The organism is Mycobacterium sp. NGS18 (genome assembly GCF_059813185.1).
Window position 1 is genome coordinate 407,236 of the sequence record NZ_JCALEC010000004.1, and the last position, 20,879, is coordinate 428,114.

Here is a 20,879-nt window from a genome sequence, read left to right on the forward strand (position 1 = left end):
GTCACGGGTCCAGCCCGCGACCGTTCTTCCGGTGCGGTTCTTGCTCGTCGGGGCGAGAGTGGCGGGTGCGGGAATGGGTCTGCGGGCGCCGCCAGGGCGCGCTTACCGGCAGCGGCGGCAGCGCGGCCGGGCCGTCGGCCTGCAGCCGGTCGATCAATTCGTCGGCGACCACGGCCAGGCGGCGTTCGTCGGCGTAGGCCAACCGGGACGGCAGCTCCCGGATCGGCACCCAAGCCACCTCGGTGACCTCCACGTCGTCATCGCACAGTTCTCCGCTGGAGAACCGCAACAGGTAATGATGCACGGTCTTGTGCACCCGGCGGCCGTCGGTGACGAACCAGTAGTCGATGCTGCCCAGGGCGGCCAGCACGTCGCCCTGGACGCCGGTTTCCTCGGCGACCTCGCGGATCGCGGTCTGCTCGGCGGTCTCACCGACCTCGATGTGCCCCTTGGGCAGCGACCACAGCATCCTGCCCCGGCGGTCGATGCGCCCGATCAGTGCGGCGACCTGATCCTCGCGCGGCCCGTCGATGCCGTCGACGACCAGGCCGCCGGCCGACGTCTCGTGCACGGTGCGCAACCGCTCCGGTCCGTGCCGGGCGCTGCGGGGACGGCGTTGCGCCGAGCGGGCGGGTGTCGCCGCTGTCCCGGCGGTGTTGTCGGGGGCCGCGGCTTCGGTGTGGCTGGTTTTCGGACCTGACGTGCGTCGACCACGGCGCCGCCTGCGGCGCCGTCCCGAATTGGCTTCTCCGCCGTCGGCCGACACCCATGTGATAGTAGCTGGCAACGGCGGGCCGACCCGCCTCCCTCGCCGGGCTGGGCCTGGCCGCGCCTACCGCTGCGTTGATGGCGGTGGCCCGCTGCGCCCGGCTCCGCCGCGCTTGCGACCGCCGCTAAGCTCATCGAACGTGCCCGAAGCCCACCAGGACTTGCTGACCTCGGCCGCCGTCGTGCTGAACCGGCACGCCGAGCTGCTGCGTGAACTCGGCGCCATGTTCGACGCGGCCGGCCATCAGCTGTATCTGGTCGGCGGATCAGTCCGCGACGCCTTGCTGGGCCGGCCGGGCCCGGATCTGGACTTCACCACCGACGCCCGCCCCGAGCAGGTGCAGCGCATCTTGCGGGGCCGGGCCGAGGCGATGTGGGACACCGGGATCGAGTTCGGCACCGTCGGCGCCGCCCTGGGGGGTCAACGGCTGGAGATCACCACCTTCCGCGCCGACCAGTACGACCGGGTGTCGCGCAATCCCGAAGTGCGCTTCGGTGATTCGCTCGACGAGGACCTGGTGCGCCGCGATTTCACCGCCAACGCGATGGCGGTCCGCATCACCCCCGCTGGGCCGGGGGAGTTCCTCGACCCGCTGGGCGGCCTGGCGGCGTTGCAAGCCGGGGTGCTGGACACGCCGACCGCGCCGCAGGACTCGTTCGGCGACGATCCGTTGCGGATGCTGCGCGCCGCCCGGTTCGTCTCCCAACTCGGGTTCACCGTGGCGCCGCGGGTACGCGACGCGATCGAGGAGATGGCCCAGGAGCTGTCCCGCATCACCGCCGAGCGGGTTTCCGCCGAACTGGACAAGCTGCTGTTGGGCGCTGACCCGGCCGCCGGCATCGACCTGATGGTGGCCACCGGGATGGGCGAGGTGGTGCTGCCCGAGGTCGGTGCCATGCAGATGGCGATCGACGAGCACCACCAGCACAAGGACGTCTACCAGCATTCCCTGACGGTGCTGCGCCAGGCGATCGACCTCGAGGATCCCGGGCCCGAGGGTGGTCCCGATTTGGTTTTGCGCTGGGCGGCGCTGCTGCACGACATCGGCAAGCCGGACACCCGGCGCCACGAGGTCGACGGCAGGGTGAGTTTCCACCACCATGAGGTGGTCGGCGCGAAGATGGTCCGCAAGCGGATGCGCGCGCTGCGCTACTCCAAGCAGATGGTCGACGACGTCTCGCAGCTGGTCTATCTGCACCTGCGTTTCCACGGGTACGGCGACGGCAAGTGGACCGATTCGGCGGTGCGGCGCTACGTCACCGATGCCGGACCGCTGCTGGCCCGGCTGCACAAGCTGGTCCGCGCGGATTGCACCACCCGCAACAAGCGGCGCGCGGCGCGCCTGCAGGCCAGCTACGACCAGCTGGAAGAGCGGATCGCCGTGCTGGCCGAGCAGGAGGATCTGCAACGGGTGCGGCCGGACCTGGACGGCAACGAGATCATGACGCTGCTGGGAATCCCGGCCGGCCCGCAGGTGGGTCGCGCGTGGAACTATCTCAAGGAGCTGCGCCTGGAGCGGGGACCGCTGACGCGTGAGGAGGCCACCGCCGAGCTGCTGGCGTGGTGGCAGACCCAGGGGAACCAATAGCGCCGACGCCTCGTCTGATACGGGTATGGACTACTGCCTGGGCGATGGGGACGGCGCGGCCACGATGTGGACCGGTCCGCCCGATCTCGATCTCGACGGTGACGGGCTCGCCGATGCGATCGGCCTCGATTTCGACGGCGACGGTCTGCGCGACGACGCCTTGGTCGATCTCGACGGCGACGGTGTCGCCGACCACCTGATGCTCGACCTCGACGATGACGGAACCCCGGAAGCCTCCTTCACCGACGACGGCTCCGGCACCTGGGGGCACGGTGTCGCGGCGGGCTCAGCAGACCGATCCGGCGGGCTGCGCTGGATGGGCCTCGACGAGGTCGAGCACACCGGTGGGCCGCTGGTGGACTTCGACGGCGATGGCCGCATCAACGACCTGTTGCTCGACGCCGACGGGAACGGGCGCGCCGATCGGGTACTGATCGGCACGGCACTGGAAGGGGCCGGCGGCTACGGCGCGGCTTACGTCGACACCGACGGCGACGGGCGGTGGGACCTCAAGCTCACCGATACCGACGGTGACGGTGCCGCCGATGGGGCCGCGCCCTTGTGAGACCGGGAGCCGTCTCTTCGCCGCAGCGGTTGATAGCAGCGCTTCAGGGATGGATACTTGGTCGCGCGGTTGGCTTTACATAGCCGACGCGAAACAACTCCACAACGCCGGTTCGGCCCGGCGGCTGGCAGCTCCGACCCGACGCCCTGCGGGGCGTACGAGCGCGCATACGAGACTTATCCCCATTTTTGTGGGAGTTCGATCAAGCACAGCGGCGCTGGGGCGCTTAAGTGGACTCTGCGCCACGAACCGGCTAAGTTAATGACGCGTCGGCACTTCCTGTTCGCTCTTGGGAATGCTGGAAATCAACGCAGCGATGTCGGGAGGATCAGTGAACAAGACGACCGTGGGGGCGCTGTTGGCTGCCCCGGTAATCGTGGCGGGAGTGACGGCTTCTCCGGTGTCGGCCGTCAGCGCTGTGCACTTCGACCTCGACCTGCTCAGCGAAGCCCTGGTGATGATCCCGGCCATGAACCAGAACTGGCTCGACCTGAGCAAGAGCCTGTATCTGGAACCGAACGGATTCCCCACCGACGGCACCGCGACGTTCCTACAGGTGCCCGAAACCTCCGACCTGAACGCGAGCATCAGCGGAGGCACCAAAATCCTGTTCGACGCGATCGTGCAGCGGTGGAACGACGGCGACGGCAGCTTCAGCTCGGAAGACCCGCTGTACATCTTCGGGTATTCGCAGTCCAACGTCGCGGCGGGACTGGTCATGGAGCAACTCGCTGCACAGACGGACATCCCCAAGGACGCGCTGCATTTCGTCATGGTCGGCGACAGCGCGGCGGAGGGTGGGTTCCTGAGCGGGTTCCTGCCCACGCTGCTGTCCTGGTTCCCGGAATCGTGGCATGACGACGTGGTCAGGATGGTCGATCAGTTCGCCGAGATGATGCACATCGACTCGGTCCTCGGCCTGGTCACGCCGAGTAACCTTTTCACGACCGACGTCTACACCCTCTCCAGCGACGGGTTCGCCAACTGGGACGACGGCCACCAAATGGGCGGGATGTTCAGCGATCACCTGGCCTACCTGGGCCTCTCGCCGGAGGAGATTGCCAGCGCGACGCCGACTGTGATCGACGACACGACCTACCACATGATCGACACGGCCGACGTGAACATGTTCCAGGCGTTGATGAACTCCTTCGACATGATCCTGGGCGGGATCATCGCCTGGTTCTGAGCCGGCAAGGGGAGCCGCGCTGGCGCGCTCAGCGCCCCGGCCCTGCTAGTACGGCCCCGGCTCTCTTCGCGCTGGCGTGCTCATCGACCGGTGCCGGGAGGCCCCGCGAAGGCTTGAGCGATCTCCAGCCAGCGCTGCGCGTCGTCCCCGTGCGCCGCGACGTCCAAATCAGCCAGCGCACGACGCTGCGTGACCAGGAAACAGAAATGCTCGGCCGATCCGGTCACCCGCTGCTCGGCATTGACCGGTCCCCACGCCCAGACCCCGCCGCCGGGTGCGTGCAGTTCCACGTGAAACGGCTCTGCCGGCGGGGCCAGGTTGTTGACGGTGAACGCATAGTCGCGGGTCCGCACCCCCAGGTGCGCGATCGACCGCAACCGCGCGGTGGGGGTCCGGCGAATCCCCAGTGCATCAGCGACATCCAGGCCGTGCGCCCACGTCTCCATCAGCCGGGCGGTGGCCATCGACGCCGCGCTCATGGGCGGACCGAACCACGGCAGCTTGCGACCGTCGGGCACGTCGCGCAGCGCCGCGTGCAGCCGCGCCCGGGTCGAGCGCCACTCCGCCAGCAGCTCAGCCGGCGGCAGCGTCGCCAGCTCGGCGGCACCGGCGTCGACGAACCCGGTCGGATCGCCCATCGCCGCCGCGAGCTCATCGGCGAAGCCGGCCTCATCGGTGATGGCGATCAGCGAGAGCCGATCGGTCCACAGCAGATGCGCGATCTGATGGGCGATGGTCCAGCCCGCCGCCGGCGTGGGAGCACCCCACTGACCGTCGGTGAGCGGGGCCACCAGGGTGTCCAGGTCCTCGCTCTCGGCGCTCAGGTCGGCGACGATCGGTTCAGTTTCGGCCATGCCCGTACTGTATGCCGCCCACCGGATCCCGCTGCCGCCCGATCAGGCTGTGCCCGGCCAGACCGGCCAGATACAGCAGCGTTCCGGCCACGATCAGCGCCGGCGCGTGCCCGTCGGGCGGAATCACCGCCGCGGTGCCGGCCACCGCGAGAATGAACGCCGCCCAGAACAGCGAGTCCTGTACCGCGAACACATGCCCGCGCAGGGCGTCGTCGACGTCGATCTGCATGGCGGTGTCGGCGCACAGCTTGACCACCTGCCCGGCCATCCCGAGCAGGAAACCGCACAGCACCAACACCGGCAGGTACAGGCCGAGCCCAGCGAGCTGTATCACCGCCGCCGCCGCCAGCGCCCCGTTGGCGGTGGCATACCGGCCCCAGCGGTGCACCGCCGGCGGGGTGAGCAGCGTGGCCAGAAATGATCCGACGCCGGCCGAGGCGACGAACAACGCCGTGGTCCCCAGACCGGAAACCGTGTGTTCGCCGACGTGGCGCACCAGCACCAGCACCAGCAAAGTGTTGACCCCGAACGCCATCCGGTGTGCGACCAGCCCGGACAGGGTCGCCGCGACGGTGGGCCGGGCCCGCACCGTTCGGATGCCGTGCAGCCAGCCCGTCGTCACCGCGTAGAACACCGAGCCGTGGATGGCGCGCTTGGTGTCGTCGGGCCCGAGCACGTGGGCGCCGAAGCGCAGCGCGAGCACCAGCGCGATCGTGACCGGGACCGCCACCGCGGCGATGATGGACGCCGCACCGCGATCGTCGGCGCCCACCAGCCAGCGCGGCAGCAGCATGAAGTTGGCGCCCAGGAACGCCGCCACCGCACCGGTGGCGATCGCAAGCGCGTTCATCGTGACGACCTGGTCGCGCGGCACCACGTGCGGCAGCGCTGCCGATAGCCCCGAGGCGATGAACCGCGTGAACCCGTTGGCGATCAGCGCCGCACACAGCACCGGCAGCTCACCGGCGCCGGTGGCCAACAGCGCGGCGATCCCGACCACCAGCAACAGCCGGGCCAGGTTGGCCACCACCAGCACCAGCCGCCGATCCCAGCGGTCCAGTAGCGCGCCGGCGAACGGTCCCAGCACCGAATACGGCAAGAACAGCACGGCGAAGGCCCCGGCGATCGCCCACGGCGCGGCAGCCCGGTCCGGGTTGAACAACAGCGCACCGGCCAGGCCGGCCTGAAACAAGCCGTCGCCGAATTGGCTTGCGGCCCGAAGTTCCAGCAGCCGCCAGAATTCCGGCAGGCTGCGCGCCGACCGCCATAGCGATACGGGTGCGCGGGTGTCCACCACAAGACCTACCTCCGGACGCGGGCGGCTGACACTGCGGCGTCGGCCCCAAACCAGAGTACAAATCTTCGAGGTCGCTTGGCGTTCGGCACAGCTCGGCTACGAACACCGGACTCGGGTGCCATTATGGGAGGGTGGCGCATCCCGAAGACCCCGAGGACTACGTCGCGCCCGCTGCGCATCGGGTCAGGGCCGGCACGCTGCTGCTGGCCAACACCGACCTGCTCGAACCCACCTTTCGCCGCACGGTGATCTACGTGGTCGAACACAACGACGGCGGCACACTGGGCGTGGTGCTCAACCGCCCCAGCGAGACCGCGGTCTACAACGTGCTGCCGCAGTGGTCCGACCTGGCCGCCAAGCCCAAGACGATGTTCATCGGCGGGCCGGTGAAACGCGACGCCGCATTGTGCGTCGGGTTGTTGCGTGTCGGAGCGGAACCCGATGGCGTGCCGGGCCTGCGGCACATCGACGGCCGGCTGGTGATGGTCGATCTGGACGCCGAGCCGGAGTCGGTCGCGCCCCACGTGGAGGGCGTGCGGATCTTCGCCGGTTATGCCGGCTGGACCATCGGCCAGCTCGAGGGCGAGATCGAGCGCGACGACTGGATCGTGCTGTCGGCGTTGCCGTCCGACGTGCTGGTGCCGCCGCGGGTGGATCTCTGGGGCCGGGCGCTGCGCCGCCAGCCCTGGCCCACCGCACTGCTGGCCACCCACCCGATTGACATCAGCCGCAACTGAGCGGCCTCATCACGACGGTTACGAGCAGCCGCAACCGCTGCCGCAACCCGATGCCGGCTCCGGCGGTGCGCTGGCCGCGCAACCGCAGCCGGGACCGCAACCGACGTCCTCGCTGGGGGCGCTGTCGCCGCAGCCGCAGCCGGACCCGCAGCCACCCGAGCCGGCCGCCTCGGACTGGCGTGCCGCATAGCGCGCCCCCTGCCAGGCACCGGCGGCCAGGATGGCCAGCGCGCCGCTGACCGAGATGATCAGGGCCAGCAGCGCCACCGCCGGCGGGCCGGCCAGCACCAGCGCACCGCCCACCGCCAGAATCACCCCGACGGCGACCTGCGCGGGAGCGACCGCCCGCAGCACCAGCTGCTCGGGGTCGCCGGTGAGCGGACGCGCCAGGGTCCGCACTCCGAACACCAGGGACACCACGGCCGCGAGCAGGCACAACACACCCATGATCAGCATGGGCTCCAGGATACGAGGGCGCGGTCAGCCCGCGATGCCCGCCCGGGGCTGCACCGGGGCCGGCGCCGCGGGCCCGTGCGGAGCGTCCGGCAGATGGGTGATTCCCGGCCGCTCCACGCGGAACCCGTTCACGATCGCGTCGGTTGCCGGGGCGTTGCCCACCGCGCGCCCGGCGCCGGTGGTGACGGTCAGCGAGACCAGGTAGGCGGCATCGTCGACCGGCACGATCACATGGCGCCGAGAGGTGTTCAGGGTCATGTCGGTGTCGCGGTAGGTGCCCTCGATCACCGAGGACGGGAACCCGTTGAAGTCGGCGAGCGAGGCGTTGGTGGTCTGCCAGGCCATCAGCTTCTGGCTGTCGACGAAGCCGTGGGTGATCGCTTCCTTGGGGTCGAACTGGCCGACCAGGCGGTAGACCACCACCTGCGCGTTGGGGGTGTAGAGCGACCCGCTGCGCCGGTCGGCGATGACCGCGAACGCATCGGGCACGTTCGGGTCGGGAACATGGGTCCAGCCCACCGGCATCGGCAGGGTGATGTTGAATGCGGTGAAGCCGGCGGCTTGCTGCGGCTCCAGCTGCACGTTCTTGGCGGCGAAGTAGTCCCGCAACGTTCCCGAGGTCGCCGGAACCAGGGCACTGGGCGCCGCGGCGGGCACCGGAGATCCGGGTACGACGGCCGGACCGGGCAGGGCCGGGACGGGTGCGGCCGGTCGCGGTAGCGCCGCGAGCGGTGGCGCCATCGGCACTGAGGCAGGTTGGGAGGCCGCTTGGGCGGCCGGCTGACTGGCCGGTTGGGCGGCCGGGCCGTAGGGGTTGGGCGGCGTCGGCGTCAACGGATCGCCCAGCGCGACCGGGATCCCCACCGGGCCGCCGAAGCCCGCCGCTGCGACAGCCGCCAAGCCGACCAGTAGCCGCCAGCGGCGAACGGTGTTCGTCATGTCCTCACGGTCCTTCCGGGACGGGCCGGGCATAGGGCGCCCCGGCCGTGCATCGACGTTAACCAGCGGTGGTGCGCCCCACCAGGGCCGCAACGGAGCTGGAACGAACTCCTCATCGGCCCGCAATGCAACCGATACCAAGCCGCGGCGAACGGCTTGGCAAACCCCGCCCCTTACCCTGTTGAGGTGAACGAAGCCCCGACCACCCAGGGATCCAGCGAGCCCGGCGGTTCAGCGAGACTCGACGGAGGAGAGGCGAAGGTGGGATCGCCGCTTGAACTCGGCGACCAAGCCCCCCGCCACCGCTACACGGCGGCGCTGGCCGGGCGCATCGAAGGCGCCTGGCAGGACCACTGGGAGGCCGCGGGGACCTTCAACGTCGCCAACCCGGTCGGCTCACTGGCGCCGGCGGACGGCTCGGCGGTTCCGGCGGACAAGATGTTCGTCCAGGACATGTTCCCCTACCCCTCCGGCGACGGCCTGCATGTCGGCCACCCGCTCGGCTACATCGCCACCGACGTCTACGCCCGCTACTTCCGGATGACCGGCCACAACGTGCTGCACGCGCTGGGCTTCGACGCGTTCGGCCTGCCCGCCGAGCAGTACGCGGTTCAGACCGGCACGCATCCGCGCATCCGCACCGAGGCCAACATCGAGAACTTCCGCCGGCAACTGCGGCGCCTGGGGCTCGGCCACGACAGCCGGCGCAGCTTCTCCACCACCGATGTCGACTTCTACAAATGGACGCAGTGGATCTTCCTGCAGATCTACAACGCCTGGTTCGACACTGCCGTGAACAAGGCCCGCCCGATCGCGGAGTTGGTCGCCGAATTCGACTCCGCCGCACGCATACTCGACGACGGGCGGGACTGGTCCCAGTTGACCGCGGGGGAGCGGGCCGACGTCATCGACGGCTACCGGCTGGTCTACCACTCCGACTCGATGGTCAACTGGTGCCCGGGGCTGGGCACGGTACTGGCCAACGAAGAGGTGACGGCCGACGGCCGCAGTGACCGCGGGAATTTCCCGGTGTTCCGCAAGCGGCTGCGGCAGTGGATGATGCGGATCACCGCCTACTCCGACCGCCTGCTCGACGACCTCGAGGCGCTGGATTGGCCGGAGAAGGTCAAGACCATGCAGCGCAACTGGATCGGGCGCTCCACCGGTGCGGCGGCGCTGTTCGGTGCCGACACCACCGACGGCGCCGCGGTGGACATCGAGGTGTTCACCACCCGCCCGGACACCCTATTCGGCGCCAGCTACCTGGTGTTGGCGCCCGAACACGACCTCGTCGACCGGCTGACCGCCGCCGACTGGCCGGACGGGGTGGATCAGCGCTGGACGTTCGGCGCCGCCACGCCCACCGAAGCAGTCGCCGCCTACCGCAAGGCGATCGCGGCGAGATCCGATCTGGAACGCCAGGAGAACAAGACCAAAACCGGTGTGTTCCTGGGCAGTTACGCCACCAACCCGGCCAACGGCCAGCAGGTGCCGATCTTCATCGCCGACTATGTGCTGGCCGGTTACGGCACCGGCGCCATCATGGCGGTGCCCGGCCACGACCAGCGGGACTGGGAGTTCGCCGCCGAGTTCGGCCTCCCGGTCCTGGAAGTCATTGCCGGCGGCGACATCTCGGAGGCGGCCTATGCCGGCGACGGCACCTTGGTCAATTCCGGCCCGCTGGACGGCATGAGTGTCGCCGACGCCAAACAGACGATGACCCAGCGACTGGAGGCCGACGGACGCGGCTGGGCGCGCATCGAATTCAAGCTGCGGGACTGGCTTTTCGCCCGACAGCGGTACTGGGGCGAGCCGTTCCCGATCGTCTACGACGCCGACGGGCGTCCGCACCCGCTGGACTCCGCGGCGCTACCGGTCGAACTGCCCGACGTCGGCGACTATTCGCCGGTGCTGTTCGACCCCGACGACGCCGGCAGCGAACCTTCGCCGCCGTTGGCCAAGGCCACCGACTGGGTGCATGTCGAACTGGACCTCGGTGACGGCCTGCAGCCCTACACCCGCGACACCAACGTCATGCCGCAGTGGGCCGGCAGCTCCTGGTACGAACTGCGCTACACCGACCCGCACAACGCCGAGCAGTTCTGCGCTCCGGAGAACGAGGCCTACTGGATGGGGCCGCGGCCGGCCGAGCACGGACCCAATGACCCGGGCGGCGTGGACCTTTATGTCGGCGGGGTCGAGCACGCGGTGCTGCACCTGCTGTATTGCCGCTTCTGGCACAAGGTGTTACACGACCTCGGGTATGTCAGCTCGCGTGAGCCCTACCGGCGGCTCGTCAACCAGGGCTATATCCAGGCGGCCGCCTACACCGACGAACGAGGGTCCTACGTGCCGGCCAACGAGGTCGTGGAGCGCGACGGGAAGTTCTTCTACCCGGGTGCGGGTGGCGAGATCGAGGTGTTCACCGAGTTCGGCAAAATGGGTAAGAGCCTGAAGAATTCGGTGTCCCCGGACGAGATCTGCGATGCCTACGGTGCTGACACCCTGCGGGTCTACGAGATGTCGATGGGCCCGCTGGACATGTCGCGGCCGTGGGCCACCAAGGACGTCGTCGGCGCACACCGCTTTCTGCAGCGGGTGTGGCGGCTGGTTGTCGACGAGGAGACCGGCGACACCCGAGTGCTCGACACCGACCCGGACACCGAGACGCTGCGCCTGCTGCACCGCACCATCGTCGGGGTGTCGGAAGACTATGCGGCCCTGCGCAATAACACCGCGGCCGCCAAGTTGATCGAGTACACCAACCATCTGACCAAGGAGCACCGGGACGGGGTCCCGCGCTCGGCGGCCGAGCCGCTGGCGCTGATGCTCGCACCGCTGGCGCCGCACCTGGCCGAGGAATTGTGGCGGCGCCTGGGCCACGAAACCTCGCTGGCGCACGGGCCTTTCCCAGTGGCCGACCCGACGTATCTGGTCACCGATACTGTCGACTACCCGGTGCAGGTCAACGGCAAGAAGCGCGGACTGGTCACGGTGGCCACCGACGCGGACCAGGACACCATCAAGGCGGCCGCGCTGGCCGATGAGAAGGTACAGGCGTTCTTATCCGGCGCACCGGTGAAGAAGGTGATCGTGGTTCCCGGCCGGCTGGTCAACCTGGTGGTGTGACAGCGTTTTAGGGCAACATCATGTGGGCCGACGCCGGAGCGTTTCGTGAGACCTTAGCGGAGATGGGTCTGCTCGACGGCCTCGACGAGAGCGCCTGCGGGGAGCGGACCGAGCTCGTGGCATGGTTGCTGGAGCAAGGCTTCGGCTTGGAGCAGATCCGGGACGAGGTCGCCCCGATGTTGATGCCGGCGCACCGCGCGCTGGGCGACGACGGCAAATACGTGTCGGAACGCGAGGTGAGCGCCGCCCACGGAATCGATCTGGCTCTGTTACAGGGCATCCAGCGTGCCCTGGGGCTACCCCGGCTCGACGATCCCGACGCCGCCCTGCTGCTGCGCGCGGACGCCGAGGCCGCCCTGAGTCTGCAGCGACTCGTTGAGGTCGGACTCGACCCGGGCCAGGTGTTGCTGATGATCCGCCGGCTCTCCGACGGCATCTCCCGTGCGGTTCCAGCGTTCCGCTACAGCACGATATCGGCGATCATGCGCCCGGGCCTCACCGAGCTCGAAGTGGCGAAGGCTCACGAGGAGATCGTGCGAGCCGTTATCCCGTTGTTGGGACCTATGATTCGGGACATCTTCTTCGTTCAGCTGCGGCGTGTACTGGAAGGCGAGGCGGTCAACGCCAGTGAGCGGGCTGCCGGAGTGGCGCTGCCCGGACCGCGGCAGCTCGCGGTGGCCTTCGCCGACATGGTCGGCTTCACCCGGTTGGGGGAGGCGGCGCCGCCCGAGGAACTGGTTGGACTGGTGGAGCGGCTCGCCGATCTGGCGCGCGAAGCGGTCAACCCTCCGGTGCGGCTGGTCAAGACGATCGGTGACGCGGTCATGCTGGTTTCGTCAGACGCCGGCAAGCTGCTCGACACGACGCTGAGGCTGCTCGACGCGGCGGCGCAAGACGACGCTCTCCCGGAGCTACGGATCGGGATCGCCTCGGGGTGGGCGGTGAGCCGGGCCCGGGATTGGTTCGGCAGCCCGGTCAACGTCGCCAGCCGGGTCACCAATGTTGCCGAGCCGGGAACGATCATGGTGGAGGGCGAAGCGCGCGCGGCGATCGGCGACGCGGCCGGCTACAGCTGGGCATTCGTGGGGGCGCGCGCACTCAAAGGCGTGGAGGGCGAGACCAAGCTGTTTCGGGTGCAGCGGCGGACGACCCGATAGAACTAGCGCGGGCGAACCACGACCTCGTGCAGGTGCGCATCCGGCGGGGTGCGCACCGCGGCGGCCACCACCTCGGCGACGGTGTCGGGGCGCAGGAAGCGGCCCGGGTCGTACTCGCCGCCCTCGTAAGCGACCAGGTCCTGCTGCATGTCGGTGTCGACGCGGCCCGGGTAGACCGTGGTCACCCGCAGGGCAGGCTCGTCGTTGCGCAGGGCGTCGGCGAACGCCCGCAGCGCGAACTTGCTGGCCGAATACGACGCCATTCCCGCCGAAACCTTCTGGCCGGCACCGGAGTTGATGAACACCACCTGCCCGCGGGCCTGTCGCAGTGCGGGCAGCAGGGCCAGCGTCAGGGCGACGGCGCCGAACACGTTGATCTCGAAGGTGGCCCGCCACTCCTCGATCGCGGACTCGCCGGCCGCACCGGGCAGCATCACCCCGGCGTTGTGCACCAACACGTCGAGTTCATCGACGATCTCGGTGGCCGACTCGATCTCGTCGGCGTCGGCGAGGTCCAGCGGCCAGGTGGTGGCGCCGAGCCGTTCGGCAACGGCGTCCAGGCGCGCCGACGGCCGGCCGGCCAGCAGCAGCGTGTGAGTGGGTGCCAGGGCCGCCGCTATCGCCGAACCGATGCCGCCGCCGGCGCCGGTGATCAGCGCAGTCGGCATCAACCGCAGTCCAGCGGGCAGTCCGCCCCATCATCGGGGCCGGCGCCGGCCTCGCCCGTGGCGGCCGCACCCCAGTTGGCCAGCCGCTCCAGCGGTTCCAGCGCCCGGGTCAGGGTGTCCAAATCCTCGGGAGTGAGCCGGTTCAGCATCGCCGCGAGGGCCGCGTGCCGGTTGGCCAGCGACTGACGGTGACTGGCCAGGCCCTCCTCGGTGATGTCGACCAGCACCGCCCGCAGATCGGAGGGGTCCCGGCTGCGTTTGACCAGACCGATTTTCTCCAGACGGCGGATCGCCACCGTGGTGGTCGGGGTGCGCACTCGTTCGTGGGCGGCCAGTTCGGTCATCCGGATCGGGCCACGGTCCAGCAGCGTGATCAAGATCGACAGCTGAGCCAGGGTCAGCTCGCCGGTCTTCTCCCCGCCGCTGATCTCACCGCGCCGGAGTATCGAGAACAGTTTCGACAGCGAACGATGCAAGCCCTCTGCGATCGCCGTCACCTGCGGCGTATCGGCTTTGCTCTCCGCCATAGTTCGCCAGTCTAACCTGTGGTTCTTATTAGGGGGATCGGTCGCGCAGGTTGCTGTCACAACACCTGGGAGAGGAACTTTTGCAGCCGTTCGGTCTCGGCGTGATCGAAGATCTGCTCGGGCGGACCCGATTCGACCACCTTCCCGCGATCCATGAACACCACGGTGTCCGACGCCGACCGGGCAAAGGCCATCTCATGGGTGACCACCACCATGGTCATGCCGTCGGCGCCCAGTTCGGCGATCAACGCCAGGATCCCTTTGACCAACTCCGGGTCCAGCGCCGAAGTCGCCTCGTCGAAGAGCATCACCTGCGGCTGCATCGCCAAGGCCCGGGCGATCGCCACCCGCTGCTGCTGCCCGCCGGACAGCGCCGAGGGGCGTGCCGCCGCCTTGTTCTTCAGGCCGACGCGGTCCAGCAGGCCCAGCGCGAGTTCACGCGCGGCGTCGGGGGAAAGCCCGCGCAGCTTGCGTGGGGCCAGGGCGATGTTGTCCAGCACACTGCGATGCGGAAAGAGATTGAAATGCTGGAACACCATGCCGATCCGCTGGCGCAGCGCGTCGGGATCGTCGCCCAGCACGGATCGACCGCCCAGCAGGATGTCGCCGGCATCGGGTTCGTGCAGCCGGTTCAAGGTGCGCAGCATCGTCGACTTCCCGGAACCAGAGGGCCCGATCACCGCCGCGGTGCTGCCCGCCGGCACATCCAGGTCGACGCCGCGCAACACGGCGTTCTTGCCGAAAGACAACTGAATTCCCTTGGCCGCCAAGGATACCGGCTCACGTGAGGACGCGTCGATCACGTCATCTCCTGTCCGGCGATCGCCGGGTTCAGCTCGACGGAATCGTCGGCTTCGGCGGGCCGGCCGCGCCGCAGCCGATGGTCGACGACGTTGACCAGGTGCGTCAGCGGAATGGTCAGGGCCAGGTAGAGCACGCCGGCGGCCACCAGCGGAGACAGGCTGCCGGTCTGGGCGTTGAAGTCGCGGCCCACCTGGAACAGCTCGCGCTGGCCGGCGACCAGGCCCAGGAAATACAGCAGCGCGGAGGCCTTGAGTAACGCGATGAACTGGTTGACCAGCGCCGGCAGCACCCGCCGGATGCCCTGCGGGATGACCACCAGCCGCATTGCGGCCGAATAGCCGAAACCCAGTGCGCGCGAAGCCTCCAGCTGGCCGGCCTCCACGCTCTGTATGCCCGAGCGCAGGATCTCCCCGATGTAGGCGGCGGCGGTCAAGCCCAGCGCGGCGATGCCCAGCGGGTATGGATTGTTGTGCGTCAGCCCGCCGATCAGCGGTCCGACCGCCAGGCCGATGAGCAGGATGATCAGCACCTCGGGCAGGCCACGGAAGATGTCGGTGTAAATCCTTGCCGGCCAGCGCAGCCACCGGGTGCGGGAAATCCCGGCGACGGCCAGACCCAGCCCGGCCACCAGGCCGATCACCCCGCCGCTCAGCGTCAGCAGCACCGTGTTGGGCAGGCCCGTCTTGAGCAGGTCCGGTAGGGCTGCACGGTAGAGCTGCCAGTCGAAGAACGAGTCACGCAGTTGCGCCAGTGTCGATTTGGGGGAGTACGGCTCGGCGTCGGGTTTGTGCAGCCGCGCGGCGATCGCGGCGAAATCCGGCAGGTGCGGGGTGGCCGCGGATTTGGAGCCCGGCTGCCAGTCCGGCGGCAACGGCCGCGGCACCCAGTCGGTGTAGAGCTGCGGCCAGGTGCCGTCGGCGATCACCGCGTCCAGGCCGGAGTTCAACGCCGAGATCAGCGCCCGGTTGTTCTTGGCCACCGCATACGCCTCGAAGCCGGCCGGGCTGGCGGTGTAGCCGAGGATCTGTGCCGGGTCGCCGGGGCGCATCAGCTTCAGCGCCGTCAGCGACGGCGCCACCCAGGCCTCGACCTGCCGGCTCTTGAGGCTGGCGTAGAGCGTGATGGAGTCGGGGAACCGCACCGGTTCCAGTTCCAGGGTGTCGACGACGTAGGCGTCCTCGATGGTGCCTTGCACCACCGCGATGCGCCGGCCTCCGGTCAGGGTGTCGAAGCCGGTGATGTCCGAGCCGGCCGGAACCACCAGCGCCATGTAGCCGAAGTCGTAGCCGTTGGTGAAGCCGACGGTGCGTCGGCGGGCATCGGTGGCGTTGATCGACGCCGAGCCGACGTCGAAGCGCCCGGACTCCACCTGGGCGAGCAGCCCGAAGAAGTCGGTGCCGATGAACTGGATTCGCAGGCCGAGCTTCTTGGCGATGGCGCGCAGCAGCTCGTTGTCGAAACCGCTGTAGCGCCCGGTGGCGTCGATGCAGTTGGTCGGCGGGCTCTCGGTCAGCGTGCCGACGGTCAGCACACCGGGGGTAGCCAGCCCGAGCTTGGTGATGTCGATCGAGCTCAGCGGTTCGACGCCGGCGGTGGTGTATTTGTCCTCGCGGGGCCGTTTGGCGGTGGCCAGTTTGGGCGGCAGCGCCACCGCGGCCTGTTCACCGGCGGGCGCGCACTGATCGGGGACGGCCGCGGCTGGGGGGACCGCCGCCAGACCGGCCACGATCAGCAAAGTGGCGAGGAACGCCGCCAGCCTCAGCGCTGGTCGCGCCATCGGCACAGCGCCTCGGCAGCGGTCAAATCATAGTCGGGTCCGTTGCAGCCGAGGGTCAGCAGTCGCACCCCGAGGTCGGTCAACGCCTCGGCCTCGGCGATCAACTCGGCCACGCTGCCCTGCGTCCGGTCGCCGCCGACCGCGGCCGAGTGCTCGATGGCGGCCGGGTCGCGTCCGATAGCGGCGCAGTGCTCGGCCAACACCGCCGCCTTCTGCGGATAGATGTCGGCGTCGGCGAAGCTGTGCCACATGTCGGCGTGCTCGGCGACCAGGCGCAGCGTCTTACGCTCACCGCCGCCGCCGATCAGCAGCGGGAGCTCCCGGGTGGGCGGCGGATTCAGTTGGGACAAGCGGGTTTTGATCCGCGGCAGGGCGTCCGCCAGGTCGTCGAGGCGGCTGCCCGCGGTGCCGAACTCGTAGCCGTATTCGCGGTAGTCCCGGTCCTTCCAACCCGAGCCGATGCCCAGAATCAGCCGGCCGTCCCCGATGTGGTCGACGGTGCGGGCCATGTCGGCGAGCAGCTCGGGGTTGCGGTAGGAGTTGCACGAGACCAGCGCGCCGATCTCGATGCGCGAGGTCTGTTCGGCCCAGGCGGCCAGCATGGTCCAGCATTCGAAGTGTGGCCCGTCGCGGTCGCCGTAGAGCGGGAAGAAATGGTCCCAGTTGAAGGCGATGTCGACACCGAGATCCTCACAGCGCCGGACGGCGTCGCGGATCGCGCGATATTGCGAGGCGTGCTGGGGCTGCAGTTGCACGCCGATGCGGATAGGTCGGGTCATTTCGCCACCCTAGCCCCGAAATCGGCCGGAGTATTCGGCAGTTCCAGCTCCTCCGTCGAACCTCGCTGAACCGCCGGTATCAGGTGAGCGCGGTACGCAGCAGCTCGACCAGCGCACGCGGCTGGTCGCTTTGCACCGAATGCCCGGAACCGGCCACCACGTGGCTGGTCAGGCCCGGCGAGCGTCGGGCGTACTCGGCGACGTCGTCGGGAGAGACGAATGCCGAATCACCGCCACGGATCAAGGTGGTCGGTGCGGCGATCGCCGAGACGTCGGTCCACAGCTCGCCGAAGTCCCCGACGGTGCGGATGGTGTCGTAGCGCCAGGTCCAGCGGCCGTCGGGAAGCCGTCGGCTGTTGTGGAACAGGCCGCGCCGCAGGGATTCCGGATCCCGGTGCGGGGCCGCCAGCGCAGTGACGGCCAGCATCGAGGCGAAGTCGGGAAACGCCCGATCGCCCTGGGCCAGCGCCACCGTCCCGCGGTCGGCGGCGCTCATTTCCGAATGCCGTTGCAGCGCAGATGGAGTCACATCCACGAGCACCAGCCGGTGGACCAGCTCGGGTGCGGTGGCCGCTAACCGGATCGCGGTCAGCCCGCCCAGCGACATGCCGACCACCAACTCGGCGGCCGGCGCCAGCTCGCGCAGCACCGGTGCCACGGCGGCGGCGTTGCGCTGCGGGGAGTAGTCGCCGTCGTCACGCCAGGCTGAGCGGCCGTGACCGGGCAGGTCCACGGCCAGTGCGGGCACGCCCAGGCCCACGATCACGGTGTCCCAGGTGTGGGCGTTCTGCGCGCCGCCGTGCAGGAACACCACCCGCGGCGGCGCGGCCCCCCAGCGCAGCGCGCTGACACCGCCGGCCTCGATGCGCTGGACGGTGGGCAGCGGACCGGTCACACCGGCCTGTTCGGCGTTGCCGGCCAGCAGCGCGAACTCCGACAGGCCGGCCAGCTCGTCGTCGGGAAGCACCCGGCGAACGGCTAGCCGGTGATGAACTGCTCGAGCTCGGCGCGGGCCACGTCGTCGGGCAGCTGCTTGGGCGGGCTCTTCATCAGGTAGGCCGAGGCCGGGATGATCGGCCCGCCGATGCCGCGGTCCTTGGCGATCTTGGCCGCGCGCACCGCGTCGATGATGATGCCGGCGGAGTTCGGTGAGTCCCACACCTCGAGCTTGTACTCCAGGTTCAGCGGCGCGTCACCGAAGGCGCGGCCCTCGAGGCGCACGTAGGCCCACTTGCGGTCATCGAGCCAGGCCACATGGTCGGACGGGCCGATGTGTACGTTCTTGTCCTCGACCTTGCCGGCCAGCGAGCCGGTCAGGTTGGAGGTGACGGCCTGGGTCTTGGAGACCTTCTTGGACTCCAGGCGCTCGCGCTCGAGCATGTTCTTGAAGTCCATGTTGCCGCCGACGTTGAGCTGGTAAGTGCGGTCCAGCGTGACGCCGCGGTCCTCGAACAGCTTGGCCATCACCCGGTGGGTGATGGTGGCGCCGACCTGGCTCTTGATGTCGTCGCCGACGATCGGCACGCCGGCGTCGGCGAACTTCTTGGCCCACACCGGGTCGGAGGCGATGAACACCGGCAGCGCGTTGACGAACGCGACCCCGGCGTCGATGGCGCACTGGGCGTAGAACTTGTCGGCCTCATCGGAGCCCACCGGCAGGTAGGACACCAGCACGTCGACCTTGGCCTCTTTCAGCACCGAGACCACGTCGACGGCGTCGGCGTCGGAGACCTCGATGGTGTCGGCGTAGTACTTGCCGATGCCGTCCAGGGTCGGGCCGCGCTGCACCACCACGTTGGTCGGCGGCACGTCGGCGATCTTGATGGTGTTGTTCTCCGAGGCGAAGATGGCTTCGGACAGATCAAAGCCGACCTTCTTGGCGTCCACGTCGAACGCGGCGACGAACTTCACGTCGCGAACGTGATACGGGCCGAATCGCACGTGCATCAGGCCAGGCACCGACGAGCTGTCGTCGGCGTTCTGGTAGTACTGCACGCCCTGGACCAGCGAGGAGGCGCAGTTACCGACGCCGACAATGGCGACCCGCACATCCGTCGTTTGCTCAGTCATTTCCGACGTTCTCCTTTTTCTGCTGTCACTGCTGACGTGCTGTTTGTGTTGTCCTGATACCCGCGCCGTGCCGGATCATGCGAGACACGTTCGGCCGCGATCAACTCGTTGAGCCACTTGACCTCCCGCTCACTGGTTTCCAGCCCGAGCTGGTGCAGTTGGCGGGTGTAGCGGTCCAAGGAGTTGCTGGCCCGCGTCACCGCGTTACGCAGACCCTCCCGGCGTTCCTCCACCTGGCGGCGGCGGCCTTCCAGGATCCGCATCCGCGCCTCGGCAGGGGTGCGGTTGAAGAAAGCCAGGTGAACCCCGAAACCGTCGTCGGTGTAGTTCTGCGGTCCGGTGTCGGCCACCAGCTCGGTGAAGCGCTGACGGCCGGCGTCGGTCAGCCGGTACACCCGCCGGGCCCGGCGCACCGGGGTCCCCGCCGGTGCCGCGTCTTCGGCGATCAGCCCGGCCGTCTGCATGCGCCGCAGCGCCGGATACAGCGAGCCGTAGGAGAACGCCCGGAACGCGCCCAGCAAACCGGTCAACCGCTTCCGCAACTCGTAGCCGTGCATCGGTGACTCGAGCAGCAAGCCGAGTATGGCAAGCTCAAGCACCGATTCACCTCCCGATGTGATGGTTTAGCTACGACCGTTCGACGGTTCGGGCCATAGTATCGCGCCGATATAACAGAACCCAAGTTGCCTACTGTTCGCTCAAGGTTCAGCTCAGCGAAGTCCGCAGTTCAGGACGGGTAATTGATGCGCTTGACGGCACCGTCGCCGGCGACGGCGATATAGCCGCCGCCGTAGTCACTGGAGACGTACACCGACAGCGACAACTCGCCGGGAGTCGTCGGATCCCGGGCCGGCTCGATGATCAGGTAGGTGGAGGTGACGTCGGCGGGTTTGATCCCCAACGTTTCGGGGGCTCCGCGCAGGATCCCGATCACGGCTTTGGCGTCGAACCGGCTCAAATCGACCGCGACGGCAGTGCTGCTCTTGGCCGAGCTGGACGGATCGTCCCAGCCGCCGCGGTAGGTGTAGTTCAGTTCGCGACGCCCCTCGCCGGGGTCGGGCCGGGTCAGCGACGCGTACTCGGGGTAGATCACCAGCCGGTACCCCACGGTGTCACCGAATTTCTGGCGGGCCTGTTCGAGCAGGCCGGTCAAGCCACCCAGCGAATGCAGCTGCCGCGGCGGGGTCAGCACCACCGGAGCGACGCCGTCGGGTTTGGCGCCGGGGTCGGAGGTGAAGCTCAGCGGGGAACTGGTGTTGCCGTACACGCCCCAGCCGATACCGATGCCCAGCAGTCCGGCGGCGAGCAACGCACCCACGGCGAGACCGCGACCCGGCAGCTTCAGCGGCTTGGCCAACACCGGCAGCTGCGCGGGCGGGCTGGCGATCTGCAAATCGGTGATCAGGTCGCGCAGCTCGCCGAGCGTGACCGCCCGAGTGGCCGCACTGATTCGTTCGCGGTGTTCCTCGGCTGACAGCTGGCCCTCGGCCAGGGCGGCGTCGAGGATCCGGCAGGTGTCGTCTCGATCACTGTCCTTGGCCCGGGTTCCGGACGTCTGCCGCGTTGCCACGCGA

General features: G+C 69.0%; 20 protein-coding genes. 6 read left to right on the plus strand and 14 right to left on the minus strand.

Annotated elements, in window-relative coordinates; all coding sequences use genetic code 11:
* Nucleotide 1: 1 nt before the first annotated feature.
* Nucleotides 2-766: an NUDIX hydrolase gene (locus AC5Y31_RS11090; protein ID WP_499980288.1), complete on the minus strand. Its 765-nt coding sequence runs from the start codon at nucleotides 764-766 to the stop codon at nucleotides 2-4.
* 142 nt (nucleotides 767-908) lie between these two features.
* Between AC5Y31_RS11090 and AC5Y31_RS11095 the strand changes: the two genes are divergently transcribed.
* The 3 genes from AC5Y31_RS11095 (at nucleotide 909) to AC5Y31_RS11105 (ending at nucleotide 4,111) form a co-directional block, all read left to right on the plus strand.
* Entirely contained in the window at nucleotides 909-2,357 is a 1,449-nt protein-coding gene (locus tag AC5Y31_RS11095; protein WP_499980290.1) for a CCA tRNA nucleotidyltransferase, read from the plus strand.
* Nucleotides 2,358-2,382: 25 nt separating this feature from the next.
* Nucleotides 2,383-2,922, plus strand: a complete 540-nt coding sequence (locus AC5Y31_RS11100) for a pullulanase (protein ID WP_301632475.1) — start codon at nucleotides 2,383-2,385, stop codon at nucleotides 2,920-2,922.
* Between the two features lie 331 nt (nucleotides 2,923-3,253).
* Nucleotides 3,254-4,111: a PE-PPE domain-containing protein gene (locus AC5Y31_RS11105; RefSeq protein WP_499980294.1), complete on the plus strand. Its 858-nt coding sequence runs from the start codon at nucleotides 3,254-3,256 to the stop codon at nucleotides 4,109-4,111.
* Nucleotides 4,112-4,191: 80 nt separating this feature from the next.
* On the opposite strand, the gene AC5Y31_RS11110 is transcribed toward AC5Y31_RS11105, so the two are convergent.
* The gene (locus AC5Y31_RS11110) at nucleotides 4,192-4,965 is read right to left on the minus strand and encodes a TIGR03084 family metal-binding protein (protein ID WP_499980295.1); all 774 of its coding nucleotides are present in this window, start codon (nucleotides 4,963-4,965) and stop codon (nucleotides 4,192-4,194) included.
* Entirely contained in the window at nucleotides 4,952-6,262 is a 1,311-nt protein-coding gene (locus AC5Y31_RS11115) for an MFS transporter (protein WP_499980297.1), read from the minus strand. The genes AC5Y31_RS11110 and AC5Y31_RS11115 overlap by 14 nt, the downstream gene beginning before the upstream one ends.
* Before the next feature lie 131 nt (nucleotides 6,263-6,393).
* On the opposite strand from AC5Y31_RS11115, the gene AC5Y31_RS11120 reads away from it, so the two are divergent.
* Nucleotides 6,394-6,999, plus strand: a complete 606-nt coding sequence (locus tag AC5Y31_RS11120; RefSeq protein ID WP_499980299.1) for a YqgE/AlgH family protein — start codon at nucleotides 6,394-6,396, stop codon at nucleotides 6,997-6,999.
* A gap of 18 nt (nucleotides 7,000-7,017) precedes the next feature.
* Here the strand turns inward: AC5Y31_RS11120 and AC5Y31_RS11125 are convergent, their stop codons facing one another.
* Nucleotides 7,018-7,455 carry a hypothetical protein gene (locus tag AC5Y31_RS11125; protein WP_301632482.1) on the minus strand — a complete coding sequence of 146 codons (438 nt, stop codon included), beginning with the start codon at nucleotides 7,453-7,455 and terminating at the stop codon, nucleotides 7,018-7,020.
* A gap of 24 nt (nucleotides 7,456-7,479) precedes the next feature.
* A complete protein-coding gene (locus AC5Y31_RS11130; RefSeq protein WP_499980300.1) occupies nucleotides 7,480-8,394 on the minus strand; it encodes an LpqN/LpqT family lipoprotein in 915 nt (304 codons plus the stop codon).
* A gap of 261 nt (nucleotides 8,395-8,655) precedes the next feature.
* Between AC5Y31_RS11130 and leuS the strand changes: the two genes are divergently transcribed.
* Both leuS and AC5Y31_RS11140 read left to right on the plus strand, forming a co-directional pair.
* A complete protein-coding gene (gene leuS, locus AC5Y31_RS11135; RefSeq protein ID WP_499980366.1) occupies nucleotides 8,656-11,523 on the plus strand; it encodes a leucine--tRNA ligase in 2,868 nt (955 codons plus the stop codon).
* 62 nt (nucleotides 11,524-11,585) lie between these two features.
* Complete coding sequence (locus tag AC5Y31_RS11140) at nucleotides 11,586-12,680, plus strand: adenylate/guanylate cyclase domain-containing protein (protein ID WP_499980301.1); 1,095 nt, start codon at nucleotides 11,586-11,588, stop codon at nucleotides 12,678-12,680.
* 2 nt (nucleotides 12,681-12,682) lie between these two features.
* Here AC5Y31_RS11140 and AC5Y31_RS11145 read toward each other — a convergent pair whose 3' ends face one another.
* The 9 genes from AC5Y31_RS11145 to AC5Y31_RS11185 form a co-directional block, all read right to left on the minus strand.
* The gene (locus AC5Y31_RS11145) at nucleotides 12,683-13,348 is read right to left on the minus strand and encodes an SDR family oxidoreductase (RefSeq protein WP_065023214.1); all 666 of its coding nucleotides are present in this window, start codon (nucleotides 13,346-13,348) and stop codon (nucleotides 12,683-12,685) included.
* Nucleotides 13,348-13,875, minus strand: a complete 528-nt coding sequence (locus AC5Y31_RS11150) for a MarR family winged helix-turn-helix transcriptional regulator (RefSeq protein ID WP_499980303.1) — start codon at nucleotides 13,873-13,875, stop codon at nucleotides 13,348-13,350. Before AC5Y31_RS11150 ends, AC5Y31_RS11145 begins: the two co-directional genes overlap by 1 nt.
* Nucleotides 13,876-13,931: 56 nt before the next feature.
* A complete protein-coding gene (locus AC5Y31_RS11155; protein ID WP_499980367.1) occupies nucleotides 13,932-14,675 on the minus strand; it encodes an amino acid ABC transporter ATP-binding protein in 744 nt (247 codons plus the stop codon).
* On the minus strand, nucleotides 14,675-16,456 hold the full coding sequence (locus tag AC5Y31_RS11160) for an ABC transporter substrate-binding protein/permease (protein ID WP_301632493.1): 1,782 nt from the start codon (nucleotides 16,454-16,456) through the stop codon (nucleotides 14,675-14,677). Before AC5Y31_RS11160 ends, AC5Y31_RS11155 begins: the two co-directional genes overlap by 1 nt.
* On the minus strand, nucleotides 16,438-17,235 hold the full coding sequence (locus tag AC5Y31_RS11165; RefSeq protein WP_065023217.1) for an LLM class F420-dependent oxidoreductase: 798 nt from the start codon (nucleotides 17,233-17,235) through the stop codon (nucleotides 16,438-16,440). The genes AC5Y31_RS11160 and AC5Y31_RS11165 overlap by 19 nt, the downstream gene beginning before the upstream one ends.
* A gap of 79 nt (nucleotides 17,236-17,314) precedes the next feature.
* The gene (locus AC5Y31_RS11170; RefSeq protein WP_499980307.1) at nucleotides 17,315-18,202 is read right to left on the minus strand and encodes an Rv0045c family esterase; all 888 of its coding nucleotides are present in this window, start codon (nucleotides 18,200-18,202) and stop codon (nucleotides 17,315-17,317) included.
* A gap of 11 nt (nucleotides 18,203-18,213) precedes the next feature.
* On the minus strand, nucleotides 18,214-19,305 hold the full coding sequence (locus AC5Y31_RS11175) for an inositol-3-phosphate synthase (RefSeq protein WP_499980310.1): 1,092 nt from the start codon (nucleotides 19,303-19,305) through the stop codon (nucleotides 18,214-18,216).
* Nucleotides 19,302-19,904, minus strand: a complete 603-nt coding sequence (locus AC5Y31_RS11180) for a PadR family transcriptional regulator (RefSeq protein WP_234787276.1) — start codon at nucleotides 19,902-19,904, stop codon at nucleotides 19,302-19,304. The genes AC5Y31_RS11175 and AC5Y31_RS11180 overlap by 4 nt, the downstream gene beginning before the upstream one ends.
* A 128-nt stretch (nucleotides 19,905-20,032) precedes the next feature.
* A complete protein-coding gene (locus AC5Y31_RS11185) occupies nucleotides 20,033-20,875 on the minus strand; it encodes a DUF1707 SHOCT-like domain-containing protein (RefSeq protein ID WP_499980313.1) in 843 nt (280 codons plus the stop codon).
* Nucleotides 20,876-20,879 lie beyond the last annotated feature (4 nt).

Excerpts from the sequence above, each read along its gene's own strand:
- AC5Y31_RS11150 (WP_499980303.1), bottom strand. The coding sequence starts at position 13,875 with ATGGCGGAGAGCAAAGCCGATACGCCGCAGGTGACGGCGATCGCAGAG.
- AC5Y31_RS11130 (WP_499980300.1), bottom strand. The coding sequence starts at position 8,394 with ATGACGAACACCGTTCGCCGCTGGCGGCTACTGGTCGGCTTGGCGGCT.
- AC5Y31_RS11140 (WP_499980301.1), top strand. The coding sequence starts at position 11,586 with ATGGGTCTGCTCGACGGCCTCGACGAGAGCGCCTGCGGGGAGCGGACC.
- AC5Y31_RS11145 (WP_065023214.1), bottom strand. The coding sequence starts at position 13,348 with ATGCCGACTGCGCTGATCACCGGCGCCGGCGGCGGCATCGGTTCGGCG.
- AC5Y31_RS11100 (WP_301632475.1), top strand. The coding sequence starts at position 2,383 with ATGGACTACTGCCTGGGCGATGGGGACGGCGCGGCCACGATGTGGACC.
- AC5Y31_RS11165 (WP_065023217.1), bottom strand. The coding sequence starts at position 17,235 with ATGACCCGACCTATCCGCATCGGCGTGCAACTGCAGCCCCAGCACGCC.
- AC5Y31_RS11125 (WP_301632482.1), bottom strand. The coding sequence starts at position 7,455 with ATGCTGATCATGGGTGTGTTGTGCCTGCTCGCGGCCGTGGTGTCCCTG.
- AC5Y31_RS11175 (WP_499980310.1), bottom strand. The coding sequence starts at position 19,305 with ATGACTGAGCAAACGACGGATGTGCGGGTCGCCATTGTCGGCGTCGGT.
- AC5Y31_RS11160 (WP_301632493.1), bottom strand. The coding sequence starts at position 16,456 with ATGGCGCGACCAGCGCTGAGGCTGGCGGCGTTCCTCGCCACTTTGCTG.
- AC5Y31_RS11110 (WP_499980295.1), bottom strand. The coding sequence starts at position 4,965 with ATGGCCGAAACTGAACCGATCGTCGCCGACCTGAGCGCCGAGAGCGAG.